A 15,647-nucleotide genomic window follows, 5' to 3' on the forward strand; every position below is an offset into this window, starting at 1 on the left:
TTCTTTGCTCAAGTTGTGTTTAGAAGTGGCTCATTGTCCTTTTGCCGATCTTTTTTGTAAAGGATAGATACTATAAGGTTTACTGATAAAGTAGGCGACGGAGCAGACGATCACAAAGAAGGGTAGATTTTGAAAGCCAAAGACTTCTCCACCAATAAAGATCGGTGCAAATAAGGTGCTAGTGGCGCTGCCAAAAACACTGGCATAGCCTAGTGCTGCTACCAGTTCGATAGGCAGTCCGAACAGTGGCGCCAACACGACCCCCAAAGAAGAGCCAATCGCAAACAAAGGGGTGACTTCTCCACCCAAAAAACCAATGCTGATGGTTAATACGGTCAACACCAACTTAAGCAGCCAATCATAAGAATAGATCGGTTGCTTCGTGAAACTCGCGCTGATCAAATTTGTTCCTAAGCCTGAATAACGCCCTTGATACAACAAAACAAAAAGCAAGACTAACGCCAATGCGCCAATCCCAATACGCCACAGTGGATTCGGGAAGCGCCGCTTCATGATGCGTTTCATCGTTTCTAAACATCCCGCAAAGCTGCCGCCAACCATACCAAAAATCAACCCAATCACAAGTAATTTCAGAAAAACAGGTATCGTCAAATCGACGGATTGAGGCAACATAAGACTAAATTTTTCTAAGCCTAACCATTGAGAAGTCGTACTAGCAGTGAAAGCAGCCAGCAAAGCAGGTAAGAGGGCATGATGACTGAATTTACCGATGACAAGCACTTCCAATGCAAAGAACGTCGCAGCGATGGGGGTTTCAAATAAACCAGCAAATCCCGCAGCCATCCCAATCATGATCAGGGTGCTGGCGTACTTTTCTAGTCGCACCCAATTTCCTAAACGATTGGCGATGGTGGCACCTAACTGAACCGCAACTCCTTCTCTGCCTGCGCTTCCTCCAAATAAATGCGTCAGCCAGGTTCCCACCATTACAAAAGGAATCAAACGCAGCGGAATATCTTTTTCTTCTTCCTGCCCGACTAAAAACACTAAGTTCATTCCTTGAGGACTCCGATCGCCATACTTTTGGAAAAGGTAAGTAAAGCAAATACCGATAATTGGTAAGAAGAGAATCAATGGCAAAAAATGACTTTCACGGAAGGCACTTAAGAACAGTAAAATTTTGCCAAAGAAAGTGTCAACAGCTCCAGCAAGCACCCCAATCACCAGACTGAGCAAACCTAATGCAGTCAGTTCAAAATACGTTGTTTCTTGTTTCTTCATTTCTATCACGATCCTTTAAAAAAGATAGGAATAATGCTCTTGCAACTATGACGAACGAGTGAAAATAAAAAATGACTACTACACACTAAAAAAAAGTGGTAGAAGTCATTAGCAAAATTGCGGTTTCAGTAAGAACTGAGGGAGACATTCATTCCCTATTAGCATCAATATTATCTGATAAAACCCTCGTTTTGTCAATGGATGCTGGTCGTGAAAAGCAATCCAACGAATACTTATCTTTTATACATACTTATGGTAAAATTAATTTCATAAGAATTTACATGTGAATTGAGCGTCGGAAGAGTCAATGGCAAGAAAAGGGATGAAAGGACGATCCTTCTACTGGTTGACCAAGGGGAAAACAGTGGGTAGTGAGGAATCGAAGGGGAAAAAAGAATGATTGCATTTATGACGATCGAAAAATGGCTGCAAAGTGAGCGTTTTTACTATGTGATCCTACCAATTCTCATGGTGGTTGGTCTGATCGCATTATTAGGGTTCCTGATGGTTCTGCTTTATCGAGAAAACCGTAACCCGAAAGTGACGCTATTGCTTGGCGGCATAGTCGTTGCGTGTCTGCTAGGCTTTTTTATTGGAGATCAAGTGTATGGTGAATTCAAAACGTATAATGCGCTGATCACACCGAATATCCGAGACCGCGAAAAAATGTTTTTAGGCTATAAATATTACGAATCTGATACTACAGCAGTTTATCAGCGCATCCAAAGCAATAAAGCGATTGAAACTTTAGGGATCTATCAAGCAGTACCAGTGGAACGGGCGATTGAATTTCTTGGATCTGCTCATAACTCCGTATATTTTAAAATGGGCGCCCAGGTTTATTATGCTCGCTATCAACCGACATTTGTGGAAGAGGAAACAACGGCTAAGCTGCAGGGGGTTCAATACCATTTGACTGATCCTTCCTTTGAAACGATCGGCTTCTATTCCGAAACCAACAACTATTTGACGGCAATTACGATTCCAAAGTCTCAAGAAACCCTCGAATATCAATCCGTCGATTCTGTGATCCCGAAAGAATTTGGGAAAAGTCAAACCCAATGGGCGTTACCAAATAGGAATGAATAACCATAAAAGAAAACTACCTAAGTCACGAAAGAAAGCTCCTTCAAGCAGGAATCTTCCGTGCGCAGGTAGTTTTTTTGTATGCTTGCTCAGATAACATTACTCTCGCTATGGCTGCTCAGGTAGTCCTCTTTCTTTTTGCGAGACAATTTTTTGAAGGCGGCTTCTGCTTGAGTGGCTTCACTGCGAGTGGAAAAGCTTTCCGCATGGATCATTTGTAATGGTCTGCGACTAGCAGGACGGGTATATTTTGCTCCGATCCCTTTGTTGTGCTCTAATAAGCGGCGGCTCAAATCAGTGGTATAACCACCGTAGAAGGATTGATCGTTGCAACGCAACACATAAAAATAATGATTCTCAGCAGCCATAGAGCATCGCCTTCACTTCGGGACTATAGGCACCCGTTTCATCATAGGTAATGAGAGGGGAATCAATTTTAAAGCCATCCGCCTTGCCATCCTTGATTCCTTCAATCAATAAAATATTGGCCTCTTTGCCTACTTTCGGATAGACGAAGCGGACGCGCTTTGGTGCGATTCGATGGGCGCGCATATGGTCCAAAATATCGAGAAAGCGATCCGGGCGATGAACCATCGCAAACCGTCCGTTCATTTTTAACGCTTTGCTAGCGGTTTGGATCACTTCATCTAAAGTTGTGGTGATCTCGTGCCGAGCGATCGCTAAATAGGGATTCGGGTTTTTGATCGCCGTCGGTACATTTTTAAAATAAGGGGGATTGCAGACCAATAGATCGACGGAATCAGGCTTGATTTTTTGAAAGAGGTTCTTCAAGTCCAAAGGATAGACCGTCAGCTGGTCTTGCAAGTCGTTTAATTCGATACTGCGCTGCGCCATATCCGCTAAGCGTTCTTGCAATTCGATTTGATAAATATGAGCGGTCGTTTTTTTGCTGATAAATAAACCGACTGCGCCATTCCCTGCACAAAGGTCAACGATTACGCCTCTTTTTGGCACTCTAGCGTAATTTGCTAATAACACAGCATCTAATGAAAAAGAAAAAACTTCGGAACTTTGAATGATCTTGATGTCATCGGCATACAATTGGTCGATGCGTTCGTTCGGTTGCAACATGAAGCATACTCCTGTTCTAAATTCATTTCAATGTATTATACTACGATTAAGAATAATGGGAAACGCTAAAAAATGCTTGTCATTTAAACCGTTTTTTTGCATACTTGAATAGGAGAGAAATAGAAAGGAAAATGAGTATGTTTTTTCGCTTTATGCGCGGTGTGGTTCGCGTAGTATTATTTTTGATCAACGGCAATGCTCGTTATCAAAACAAAGAGGTTTTACCTAAAAATGAAAACTACATTTTAGTGGCTCCTCACCGAACCTGGTGGGATCCATTGTACCTAGCAGTGGCTGCTCGACCAAAGAAATTTAGTTTTATGGCGAAAGAAGAGCTGTTCAAAAACCCGATTTTACGGTTCATTTTGATCCATGCCAATGCTTTTCCAGTTAAACGAGACAAACCGGGACCGAGCGCGGTAAAGACGCCAGTCAAAATTTTGAAGGAAACGGATCTTAGCTTGATCATGTTTCCAAGTGGTACGAGACACGCAACGGCTTTAAAAGGCGGCATGGCGTTGATCGCAAAAATGGCTAAGGTCAAGATCGTTCCCTCTGTTTATCAAGGACCGCTGACGTTAAAAGATCTTTTTAAACGCAAGCGAGTAACCGTCCGCTTTGGGGAGCCCATTGACATCAGTGACATCAAAAAGATGGACAAAGAGGGCTTGGCGGAAGTCGAACGGCGCATCCAGGGTGCATTTGACACACTGGATCAAGCGATTGATCCGTCATTTGTTTATCAAATCGATGAGTCCAAAAGAGAAGATTAATACCTAAGAAAAGCCGCTGATCCTTTTGTGATCAGCGGCTTTTTTCTAAAGAGTTAATCCAATAATTCGAAAGCAAATTTGGTCCACGGTTTTAAATATTCCAACAAAGGCAGCTCGTCACTTGAAATGGCGCCGACTTTGTTTTTCCGTGTGTCTTGGTGAGGGGTCAAAACGATCTGCAATTCGTTTTTGTATTGGCCAAAGGTATCATTGCCGATAACGATGTCCCCATAGGCAAAAGGTTCTTGGTTTGTATGAGGGAGGTTTTCGATGGGACGGTACTTCACCCGTGATTGTGTGGAACGAGCGACTAACGCATTACTGTCACCACGCCGAAAATGATTGGTTTCGGCTAATATTCTTCGTTCGATTTCGCTGGCCTCTGCTTCTACGAGAACGCCAAAGGTCAGCTTGTAACGATCGATCGCCGCCAGAGCTTTCAGCTCTGCATCCGACGCATAAGCATTGCCGATAATCACGGTATCGATCAACCCAGAAGCAAAAAGCAGCTTCCCTTGCAGCGCCAATGGTAAATCTCGACAAGATTCTAAGGTCGGTAAGCCATCATTGACTTCCCAAGGGCCGATTTTGGCTGATTGACTAGTGATGAAGGCGGCTGTTTTCAACCCATATTTTTTAAAACGTTGACTGCAGCTGCGGAAAAAAGCATCCGTTAAGCCTGTGCCTCGTTGGGGGTAAAAATTGTGGCAGCCATATAAAAAAGGTTCATTGGCTTGATAAGAAAGGATATTTTCTAAATAGTTCACATCATTACTCATATTCAATTCAATCACCAAGCCAAATGGATTAAAGGTCAGCTGGGCTTCTTTACTGCCATCAAACCCTTGATCCAAGCGGATACCGTCCGCGCCTAATTCTGCAAAGAAGCTAAGATCGTCATAAGAGATCGCCAGATCACTAAAAACAGCAGGCGAAATATCTAATATCGTTTCAAAGCCAAGGTTCTTGGCAAAGCCGATAATCGAAGAGAATTTTTTTCTGACGGTCTCTTTGCCTTCACTGACTTCTAGCATACTCATAAATAAGCGAGAGTAACCAAGGGCAGCAGCTTTTTTTAAATAGTCTTGATCCAGTAAAGGATCACTATGGTCGGGGTAAATCGAAAGGCCAATTTCTCGTTTCAATGGTTTTCCTTCTTTCTAAAAAACCGCACGAAACACCTCTTGGCATTGGAAAAAGCTGGTGAGGAAGGCTTCTTCTGTTTGTCTTGGTGGGTGCTTCGTACGACCTTTATTTACACATTATTGTGCGACTGGTTGATTTTCTTTTTCCAATTCGTTTTTGTCGTAGATTTTTACGAATGGGTAATAGATCAGGATCGATAAAAGAATCAAAAGAACATTCAGCACGATCGCACGCCAATCGCCGCCAGTCGCTAAGAAAGCGCCAATTGGTCCAGGCAATGTCCAAGGGGCATTGACCGTAACTGCATTGACTAAACCAGCTGAGGTAGCGACCCACGCAATGACGCCATTGATCAGTGGTGCAATGATGAAAGGTGGGATCAAGATTGGGTTCAAAACGATCGGTGTACCGAAAATCAGTGGTTCGTTGATGTTGAAAATAGCTGGAATCAAGGCTGTTTTTCCTAGTTTTGAACCGAATTCCGATTTGGTGCGAAACGCTAACAAGATAGCCAAACCAATCGTTGAACCAGCCCCACCGATCCAGATGAACCATTGATAAAATGGTTCGGCTGCGATATTGGGAATCATATCTCCTGAAGCAAGCGCAGTCGTATTTCCTTCCAATAACTGCAACCATAATGGACGAGCCAGTGAACCAACGATAGAAGCACCATGGATCCCGAATGACCAGAAGAAGGTCGTCAAGAAGGTGATCAAAAGCACACTTGGCAAGGTGTCTGCGGCACTGACTAAAGGATCAACGACTTTTGCCACGATCGTGTGCCAGTCAAAGCCGATATAGTAAGTGATCGCACCCATTCCTAAAATAATGACTAAGGTAGGGGTCAAGGCTTCGAAAGAACGAGCGACTGCAGGTGGGACTTGTTCTGGCATCGTGATTTTAAATTTCGATTTGTCCGTTAACCGATAGATTTCAACGGCAAGAATCGAGGTGATGATCGCCACGAACATACCAGCACTCCCTAAATTGGCCATTGGCAAGACAAAGCCGACCGTTCCAGCAGCATCCAAGGCTTCTGCTGGGATATTGACAGGGGTGAAGGTCAGTAAGAAGGCGGTCGTAGCTAGGATCCCGCCAGAAAGACCATCAAGCTTATAAGAGCGAGAAAGACTGTATCCGATCCCGAATGCCGCATACAAGCTCATAATGTACATCGTCATTCGATAAGGCAATAAGATCGTTGAGGCATTGCTAGACAAGAATTGATAGATGCCCCAACTTTGAGGCAGCGGTGGAAAGGCTAAAATCATAAAGAACGAACTGACGATGATCAATGGCAAGGTTGAAACGATCCCGTCACGAACCGCCCGCAAGTGACGCTGGCTGCCAAGTTTTTCCATCGGTCCTGCCAAATGGCGCTCGATGAATTGAGTGAATTTATCTAACATGGTTTATCCTCCTAAGGTGTTTTACATTTTTGCTTCCCATGGATTCGGAATGATTTTCCCTAAAATCACGCCTTGGGCTGCCCCGGTTGCTGCAGGGGCATTATTGACACGGCTGTGAAGGGTTTCATTTCCTAAGATGGCAAAAGCCACCGCTTCTTTGGCATCGTTGGAACCGCCAATGTCATCTTGTGTTCCAACGGCTACTGATTCTGGTAAATAGCCTTGGATCAGTTCAATCAGCAGATGATTGTGGGCACCACCGCCCGAGAGAATCACTTCCAGATCGTTTGTTCCCAACTGAGGAAAAATGAACCGTTGGTAACTGTCAGCGATGGAAAAAGCGGTGAAATCGGTTAAAGTCCTCACCAAGTCTTCAGGGGCTGCTTCGGGATACTTGGTCAATAACTGCTGCACAAAATGTTTTCCAAAAAGCTCACGCCCGGTGCTTTTCGGCGGTTGCTGGGACAAATAAAAATGAGTTCTTAATTCCTTTTGCAAGGTGGGTATAATTGCTCCCGCACGGGCTGTTTCACCAAACGCATCATAAGGCTGACCGAATAGCTGAACCATTAATTCATCGATGACCATGTTTCCTGGACCTGTATCAAAGGCATACAGCTCGTTTAAGCTGCCACTTTTTGGTAGTACAGTAACATTGCCGATGCCGCCAATATTTTGCAGCAAACGATTTTTGGTGTCTGATTGATAGAGCAGATAGTCTGTATAAGGAACAAGAGGGGCGCCTTGACCACCAGCAGCCATATCCATCACTCGAAAATCGGCGACGACTTTCGTTTGTAAGCCATAAGCGATAATTGAAGGTTCGCCAATTTGCAAGGTGCTGTTTTTCGCTGGGTCAGCATCGGGGGAGTGCCAGATCGTTTGTCCGTGGCTGGCAACAAAATCAATGCTTTTTTCTTCAATACCAGCTTTTTGGCAGAGGATTTGACACGCTTTCAAAAATTCATACCCTAATTCAGTATTTAATTGGCAGATGAGGGGAACATTTGATTCCACCGGATCACAAGCGGTTTTTATTCGCTCCTTCAATTCTTCACCAATGGGCAGCGTGATCATTTCCATCAGCTTTACGTCAGTTTCGGTGCCGCTGCCATTGATTTTTACTAAAGCAGCGTCGATCCCATCCAAACTGGTTCCTGACATGAGTCCTATTGCAAGCATAGCGTTTCTCCTTTCTTTTAGAATAGTGATGAAAGCGATTGTTGAATTCGATTTCACACTCATTGTAAATGAAGTGTAATTATATTTCAAGATATAAATTTATAATTGAAAAAACATTTCAACATAATGATGTCAGGTGTTCGCTCTTTTTATCAAAAATGAGTGGTAAGTGAAATTTCGCTGGCAGAGAGATGTCTAACGATCAGGGAAAGTGGTATAATGGTTGGAAGGATATTTTTTAAGAAGGTGAAGAAATGCGCTTTATACATACAGCTGATTGGCACATCGGAAAAAAACTACATGGCTATGATTTGCTGGAGGACCAGCGAGCAATTATCGATCAAATCATTGCGATCGCTTTAGAAGAAAAAGTCGCTGCCATCGTCATTGCAGGTGATCTGTATGATCGTTCCGTTCCCGCTGTCGATGCAGTCAAATTATTGAATGAAAAAATCGCAGAAATCAATCTAACGAATGAACTGCCTTTATTGGCTATCTCAGGAAACCATGATAGCCCAACGCGGCTAGAAACCGGTAGTCAGTGGTTTCAACAAACACGCTTTTACCTGTCCACCAGCATCGAACAAAGTTTGCACCCGGTTGAGTTTGACGATACACAGTTCTTTTTACTGCCTTATTTTGAACCGATCGAGGCGCGCTTGTTTTTTGATGAACCATTAATGAAGATTTCTGATAGTGTCCAAAGAGTCATTGAGGAGATGACCAAGCACTTTGACTCGTCCAAAAAGCAAGTGCTAGTGACCCATTTTTTTGTGGCGGGTTCTAGCCAAACAGATTCAGAAACAAAAATTCAAGTTGGCGGATTGGACAGCGTACCGACCACCGCTTTTGCGCCATTTGATCGAGTCGTTTTGGGGCATTTACATGCCAATACCGCCCTGAAACATCCGAAAATCGGGTACAGTGGCTCTCCGCTGAAATTTTCCCTTTCTGAACGGACGAACCAAAAAGGGGTCTATCTTGTGGATACTGTAAAAGACACCAATGAATTTATTCCCCTCACACCAAAAAGGGATATCCAGCAACTGACGGCTTCCTTTGAGGAGTTGATCGATCCGGTTTTTTACCGTGATCTAAATCGTGAGGCGTTTTGGCATTTTCTGCTGACGGATCGTGCTGTGATTCCAAATATGATGAATCAGTTGCGAAAAATCTATCCATTTATTTTGTCTGTCGAACGGTTGAATGGACGAGAACAGACGAAAAAAAGACAGCTAACCACACGAGAAACCGACCCGCAGACCTTGATCAGTCATTTTTTTCAAGAAATGACGGGAGATTCATTGCTCGATGCACAAACCAAATGGATCGAACAAGGATTAAATGAAGCATTTGTCGTGGAAAAGAGGGAATAGTCATGCAACCGAAGTCTTTACAAATGAAAAATTTTGGTCCATTTATTGATGAAAAATTGGATTTTAGTCAGCTGCAAGCTGGCGGTTTGTTTTTGATCAGCGGCAAAACGGGTGCAGGAAAAACGACGATTTTCGATGGCATGACGTTTGCCTTGTTCGGTGAAACATCGGGGAATCTGCGCTCAGGAAAAGAAATGCGCTCGATGTTTGCTTCACCAACCGAAGAGACCAGCGTCACGTTTACTTTTGAACATCAGCGTTTTACCTACCAGATCCAACGGAAACCGGAACAGACGTTAGCAAAAAAACGTGGTGACGGGGTCACCAACCAAACGGCAAAAGTCCAGTTGACGATTTTTGACGCCGAGGGCAAAGAGAAAAAGCAAATCAGTAAACGGACAGAAGTTGATGCGTTTATCAAGGATCTGCTGCAGCTGGATGCCAAACAGTTTTTTCAAATCATGATGTTGCCGCAAGGAGAATTTCGTAATTTTTTGATTGCCAGCAGCAATGAGAAAGAACGCGTTTTACGGAATTTATTTGGCACGGAAATGTATCAACAATTTAATGAATGGTTGAAAGAGCAAGTCAAAGCACAAAGTAAAAAGCTTGAGCATCAGCAGCTGGTCGCCTCACAAATCATGGAGCGCTTTGAATGGGAAGAAGCGCAGGAGGTTTTAACGGTTGCGGAAGGTCTGACTTTGTGGGCGCAGGATTTAGAAAAACAACAAGCGCAGCTTCAGCAATTATTGCACAAAAAAGACCAAGCGATCCAAGAAATGAAAGCTGCGCAAGATGCTTTTTACCGTGCAAAAGAAATTGAAAATGCACGGATCGAATGGCAAGGTCTACAAGAAAAAGCCCGAGAGCTGCATGCTAAAAAAACCGAGATTGCTCAGAAAAAAGCACAGTTGAACCAGTTGGTGTGGGCGCTTGAACATCAAGAAATCATGCAGCAAAAAGAAGAACGAGTGAAAGAAGCACAGCAAGCTGCTCAGCAAATCAACGAAACAAAGCAGCAGTTGCAAGAAATTCAGCAGCAACAAGTAAGCTGGCAAGACCAACGAGCGTTGATTGACGGCATCAAGAAAAAACAGGAAGCTGCTAGTCAAAAAGTTCAACGAATCCAGCAGCAGATCCCGCTAGCACAGCGTACACAAGCGCAGCAAGAAGAAGTGGCGCAACTTGAAAAAGCCGCACAACAACAGACCACCGAATTAACGAAGATAAACCAAGCGCAAGCAAGTGCCAAAGCGCAAGCGCAGCATCTGGTAGAAGAAATCGAAACCTTGCGAGGGTTTCAAACAGAAGCGGTGAAATTGGTAGAAACGCAGGCTCTGGTCGAAAAATGGCAGCAAGCAAAAGCGCAGTTTCGTGAAGCCGAGCAAAAAGCAGGGGAACAGCAACAAATTCATTCGGAGTTAGTTCTTGAACAACAGCAATTAGCAGCATCCTTGCTGGAGCTGCAAAAAACGTTAAAACAAGAAACCAGTCAAAATGCTCGAATGCAAATTGCTCGGCTTCGTCTATTACTGGAAGAAAATGAACCCTGTCCGGTTTGCGGATCATTGGATCATCCGAATACACAGGAGCACACGACCTATCGCATCGAAGACATCATTGCCAGTGAACAAAGACTTGAGCAAACACAAGAAAAATTGACGAAGATCCAGCAGCAAGTATCGGCAAATCAAACGCTGCAGGAGCAAGCCACATTGCGAATCAGCGAATGGCAAGCCACCAGTGTTGCTGCGCAGAAGCAAGTGGAATTCGCTTGGACTGCAGTTCAACAGGCATTTGCTACCTTGCAGCCGTTAGAACACCAAGAGGCGATTACCGAGGAAACGACGGTAGCGGAACTAAAGAAACGGCAATCTTTCAATCAACAAAAAGCCGCTTCTTATGAAGACGCACAGAAGAAACATCAGGCAGTAAATGAGAAATTAGCAACGTTAAATGAGTCCTTTCAGCAAGTCAGTGAGCAAGCGAAAAAAGCCCAAGAAGCGCGTCAGCTTGCGGAGGGGAAATTGGCTTCTTTACAGGAACAACTTGCAGGCGCAACGTATGAACAATTACAAGCAGATTTAACAAAAACCAATGGTTTACTGAGGGAATATACGCAACAAATTGAGGCTGATGCCCGACAAGAAGCGCAGCTAAACGAGCAGCAAGCGATTCTTTCAGAGAAGCTGAAAAATCTGCAGCAATTTTTTGAAGAAAAGCAAGCGGCTAAGACAAAAGCAGAACAAAGACTGACGCAGCGACTCCAAGAAGCTGGTATGACGGAGGAAACGATGCGGGAATTGATTGCCCAAGCCGCTCAAACAACCGTTCTCTCAGAAGAAATCAAAACCTATGAGCAAGAAACGGTGTTTGTTCAGCAACGGCTAGCATTGTTAGATGCACAGTTAAAAGAGCAAGCTGCGATAGATTTAAACCAATTGGAAGCTGACTACCTTCAGTTGCAGACCGTGATGGAGGAACTACAGCAAGAAACAGTTCGCAAACAGGAGAAAGTCAACGTCAATCAACGGTTGTTTGACGAGCTGCAGGTCATTTATCAGCAAAATGTCGAAGAACTGGCCCAATTAGGCCAACTTCAGCAGTTGGCAGAAACCATCAACGGCGAAAACGTCAAAAAAACCAGCTTGGAACGGTATGTACTGCAGCAATTTCTGACAGAGATCTTAGAAGTCGCCAATGAACGCTTGGCTCGGTTGACTCGTGGCCGCTATCAATTTGAATTAGCGGATAAAGTCGGGAGCTATCGAAGCTCAACAGGCTTAGAAATTGACATATATGACGATAATGCGGGACAAGTCAGAAGAGCTCATACACTTTCAGGCGGCGAAAGCTTTATTGCTGCCTTAGCGTTGGCGATCTCTTTGGCGGATGTGATCCAGCAACGAGCTGGTGGGATCGAGATCGAAGCCCTCTTTATTGATGAGGGCTTTGGATCGCTTGATGAAGAATCATTGGAAATGGCGATGGAAGCATTAGAAATGATCGAAAATGAAGGGCGCATGATTGGGATCATCAGTCATGTTCGAGAACTGCGGGCAAGAATCCTGCAGCAAGTTTTCGTAGAAACTAACGGCAGCGGGCAAAGCCGGATCCGAATAAAAGAATAAGGAGAGGAGGGCTATTATGAAGTGGAGTATTCCAGAAAAAGTAATTGAGCGTGGCAGAACGTATGTCAACGAAGATCGCGTCTTATCTGTCACACCAGACAAAGAAAAAAATGTGTGGCACGCAGAAGTATTGGGGACAGAATTGTATTTAGTGACCTTAGATGCTACAGCCAAAGAGGTAGATTATTGCCAATGTCCGTACTGGGAAGAGCATCATTATTGCAAACACACGGTGGCAGTCGAACTTTATCTACGCAAACAAGGGAAAACACGAAAAATCAATGAGCAAACCCCCATCAAAAAAGCCTTTTCTGCTTCAGAGATGTTTTCCAACGGCTTTGCCCGCTTAGGGAGCGAAAAAGAAACGAGCCAACCCTTACAGGTTGAATTTCGGATAGATACCATCGCCACCAATCCTTACCATCAAGAAATGGATATCTTAGGGATTTCCCTCAAAGTCGGCCATCGTGGCACCGCACGGACCTATGTCGTTAAAAACATTTATAAATTTTTGCAGATGTACCAAGAAAACAAGCAGTACGCAGCGAATAAGCAGCAGACCTTCTTTCTATCTGCGGATGCCTTTGATGAGAAAAATCGAGCCTTGTTGAATCGATTGGCAGGAATCGCGCAAACGCAACAGTTAATCGGGCAAGCAGGTATTCAGATCAGTGGTAAACTTGACAAAAAGTATTTGCTGCTACCAGTTGAGTTCGGCAAAGAATTGTTGTTACAGTTAAACGAAGTCTATACGCAAATAACCATTGGTGAAACAAAAGTCAATGAAGCCGATTTTCAAATCGGTGAACCTTTGTCGTTTTCAGTCACAAAACAGGAGGATCATTTTCCGCTGGAATTCGTGAAAGATTTTGACCATTTACTTAGCTATTATAATTGGGGTCTGCTGGATGGAACCTTTTATGAACTGACTGTCGAACAAAAGGAAATCTATGTCACGATGCAACAGTTGTTTAAACGATTTGAACAGCCAGTCATCGACTATCCGAAAGAAGAACTAGCGAATCTTTTTATGAAAGTATTGCCTTATTTGCGAAAAATCGGGCGTGTCCAAGTAGCACCTGAAGTTCAAAATGAAATCGAAGAGTCTGAATTGAAAGCTGTCTTTTCGTTACGGAAAATCAAAGGACAAGTCGATTTACAAGTAGACTTCACTTATGGAGAAGTCGTTTTTTCAAGTGATGAAAAACATCACTATATGCCAGAAAATCATCCCGAGATTTTACGTGATTTTCAACAAGAAGCACGAATTGAAGCGATTATTGAAACCTTTGGCTATCAAGCGAGCACTAAAAATTGGCAAAAAAGCTTACCTGCGGGGGAACAACTTTATACCTTTTTTACAAGGGAGATCCCTGTTTTAAGGCAATTAGGTGAAGTCCGTATCGGCAAGAAGCTGCGGGAACTTTACCTTGACGCCCAACACCATCGACCAGAAATCGTTATCGAAGAAAATGGTTCTTGGTTGGATATCAAGTTTGATGTCAGCGGCATTCAAGAGTCAGAGATCAATGAGGTCTTGCGCAGCCTGTTACAGTCTGCACAATTTTATACCACAGAAAATGGGCAAGTCCTTTCATTGGAATCGGAAGAGTTTCAAGAAGCAAGTGCTGCCCTGAAAAAATTGCGTCTTTCACTAGAAGCGAAGGATGGGGCGATCCAAGTTCCTTTGAATCAAGGGCTGCTCCTGCAAGAGCAGTTTGCTGATCAAGCCAGCTTTAGCGCCGGTTTTCAGCAAATGACGGAAGACTTGATCCACCCAGAAAACTTTGAGGCGCAGCTGCCAGAAAACTTGCATGCTGAGTTGCGGCAATACCAAGAAGTTGGCTTCCGTTGGCTAAAAATGTTGAGCCACTATCAATTTGGCGGTATCCTTGCCGATGAGATGGGGTTAGGGAAGACCGTTCAGACGATTAGCTACTTACTTTCAGAAAAACAAGAGAAACAAAAATTAAATGCGCTGATCGTGGCACCTGCCAGTCTAACATTCAATTGGCAGCAAGAAATCAAACGGTTTGCGCCGACGATTTCCGCGTCTGTCATCAGCGGAACGAAAGAAGAGCGCGAAGGGCAGATGGCGCAGCCAGCGGACGTCCGCATCACTTCTTATGCAAGTTTGCGGCAAGACATTGATGCCTATCAAGCATTAGATCTGACTTGTTTGATTTTAGATGAAGCGCAAATGGTCAAAAACAGTGCGACCAAAACGGCACAGGCCTTGCGCTCCTTGGAAGTTCCACAGCGGTTCGCCCTCAGTGGCACACCGATCGAGAACAATTTAGAAGAATTGTGGTCCTTGTTCCAAATGATCATGCCAGGCTTTTTCCCGAACAAGCAAAAATTTAAAGAACTTTCCACGCAAGAAATTGCGAAAATGATCAAACCCTTTATTTTGCGAAGAGACAAAAAATCCGTGCTGCATGATTTGCCGCAAAAATTGGAAACAAATTATTACAGTGTTTTAACAGAAGAACAAAAGAAAATCTATTTGGCGTACTTGCGGCAAATGCGGGAAGAAATCGCGCAAATGGATTCTACGTCTTTTCGTAAAAATCGAATCAGTATCTTAGCTGGTTTGACTCGACTGCGGCAAATCTGTTGTGACCCACGATTATTCGTGGAGGATTATGAAGGGTCTTCTGGGAAACTTGAACAGGTCAAAGATTTACTCTTAGCAGCCAAAGAAAATGGACGTCGTGTGCTGCTATTTTCTCAGTTTACTAGCATGCTTTCGATCATTGAAGAAGAGCTAGCACAAGAAGGGTTTGAGTCCTTTTACTTGCGAGGCAGCACACCGCCGCAAGATCGTTTGACGATGGTCGATGCCTTCAATAGTGGAGAAAAGGACGTCTTCTTGATCTCGTTAAAAGCAGGAGGAACAGGACTGAATCTGACCGGCGCAGACACCGTGATCTTATACGATTTGTGGTGGAACCCGGCGGTGGAAGAACAAGCCGCTGGACGAGCCCATCGGATCGGTCAAAAAAATGTTGTCGAAGTCTGGCGAATGATTGCTGAAGGAACCATTGAAGAACGAATGGATGCGTTGCAACAAGAAAAACGTGAGCTTTTCCAAAAAGTGATCCAAGGCAATGAAACACAGCTTCAACAAATGACAGAAGAAGATATTCGCTTGATATTGAGTATCGGCGAAGAAAGTTAGCCAATCAAAAAGATGGACCTGCCGCA

11 protein-coding genes and 1 riboswitch are annotated in these 15,647 nt (G+C 43.9%); of the genes, 5 read left to right on the forward strand and 6 right to left on the reverse strand.

Annotation, left to right across the window (positions count from 1 at the left end; all coding sequences use genetic code 11):
* Positions 1 to 30 precede the first annotated feature (30 nt).
* The gene (locus IGJ15_RS05760; RefSeq protein WP_121260985.1) at positions 31 to 1,242 is read right to left on the reverse strand and encodes a chloride channel protein; all 1,212 of its coding nucleotides are present in this window, start codon (positions 1,240 to 1,242) and stop codon (positions 31 to 33) included.
* A 92-nt stretch (positions 1,243 to 1,334) separates the two neighbouring features.
* A riboswitch (Fluoride riboswitch) is annotated at positions 1,335 to 1,407 on the reverse strand.
* Positions 1,408 to 1,638: 231 nt separating this feature from the next.
* Between IGJ15_RS05760 and IGJ15_RS05765 the strand changes: the two genes are divergently transcribed.
* Positions 1,639 to 2,331 carry a hypothetical protein gene (locus IGJ15_RS05765; protein WP_005229673.1) on the forward strand — a complete coding sequence of 231 codons (693 nt, stop codon included), beginning with the start codon at positions 1,639 to 1,641 and terminating at the stop codon, positions 2,329 to 2,331.
* Positions 2,332 to 2,417: 86 nt separating this feature from the next.
* Here the strand turns inward: IGJ15_RS05765 and IGJ15_RS05770 are convergent, their stop codons facing one another.
* Positions 2,418 to 2,696, reverse strand: coding sequence for a GIY-YIG nuclease family protein (locus IGJ15_RS05770; RefSeq protein WP_005229675.1), 279 nt, complete (start codon positions 2,694 to 2,696; stop codon positions 2,418 to 2,420).
* A complete protein-coding gene (locus IGJ15_RS05775) occupies positions 2,686 to 3,420 on the reverse strand; it encodes a tRNA1(Val) (adenine(37)-N6)-methyltransferase (protein WP_005229677.1) in 735 nt (244 codons plus the stop codon). Before IGJ15_RS05775 ends, IGJ15_RS05770 begins: the two co-directional genes overlap by 11 nt.
* A 137-nt stretch (positions 3,421 to 3,557) precedes the next feature.
* Between IGJ15_RS05775 and IGJ15_RS05780 the strand changes: the two genes are divergently transcribed.
* On the forward strand, positions 3,558 to 4,193 hold the full coding sequence (locus IGJ15_RS05780) for a lysophospholipid acyltransferase family protein (protein WP_005229679.1): 636 nt from the start codon (positions 3,558 to 3,560) through the stop codon (positions 4,191 to 4,193).
* 53 nt (positions 4,194 to 4,246) lie between these two features.
* Here the strand turns inward: IGJ15_RS05780 and IGJ15_RS05785 are convergent, their stop codons facing one another.
* The 3 genes from IGJ15_RS05785 to anmK all read right to left on the reverse strand — a co-directional run bounded on the left by IGJ15_RS05785 (position 4,247) and on the right by anmK (position 7,933).
* Positions 4,247 to 5,338 (reverse strand): DUF871 domain-containing protein, encoded by a 1,092-nt coding sequence (locus IGJ15_RS05785; protein ID WP_231434813.1) that lies wholly within the window; start codon positions 5,336 to 5,338, stop codon positions 4,247 to 4,249.
* A gap of 117 nt (positions 5,339 to 5,455) precedes the next feature.
* A complete protein-coding gene (locus tag IGJ15_RS05790; protein ID WP_231434812.1) occupies positions 5,456 to 6,751 on the reverse strand; it encodes a PTS sugar transporter subunit IIC in 1,296 nt (431 codons plus the stop codon).
* A 21-nt stretch (positions 6,752 to 6,772) separates the two neighbouring features.
* Positions 6,773 to 7,933, reverse strand: a complete 1,161-nt coding sequence (gene anmK / locus IGJ15_RS05795) for an anhydro-N-acetylmuramic acid kinase AnmK (RefSeq protein ID WP_231434811.1) — start codon at positions 7,931 to 7,933, stop codon at positions 6,773 to 6,775.
* 254 nt (positions 7,934 to 8,187) lie between these two features.
* Here anmK and IGJ15_RS05800 point away from each other — a divergent pair, with 254 nt between their 5' ends.
* Genes IGJ15_RS05800 through IGJ15_RS05810 form a run of 3 tightly spaced genes read left to right on the forward strand, consistent with a single transcriptional unit; the run spans position 8,188 to position 15,621 of the window.
* Positions 8,188 to 9,309, forward strand: a complete 1,122-nt coding sequence (locus IGJ15_RS05800; protein ID WP_231434810.1) for an exonuclease SbcCD subunit D — start codon at positions 8,188 to 8,190, stop codon at positions 9,307 to 9,309.
* Positions 9,310 to 9,311: 2 nt separating this feature from the next.
* Entirely contained in the window at positions 9,312 to 12,440 is a 3,129-nt protein-coding gene (locus IGJ15_RS05805) for an AAA family ATPase (protein ID WP_231434809.1), read from the forward strand.
* A 16-nt stretch (positions 12,441 to 12,456) separates the two neighbouring features.
* Complete coding sequence (locus IGJ15_RS05810) at positions 12,457 to 15,621, forward strand: DEAD/DEAH box helicase (RefSeq protein ID WP_121261001.1); 3,165 nt, start codon at positions 12,457 to 12,459, stop codon at positions 15,619 to 15,621.
* The last annotated feature ends 26 nt before the right edge of the window (positions 15,622 to 15,647 follow it).

The organism is Enterococcus sp. AZ079, assembly GCF_050547255.1.
Classification (GTDB): domain Bacteria; phylum Bacillota; class Bacilli; order Lactobacillales; family Enterococcaceae; genus Enterococcus_D; species Enterococcus_D casseliflavus.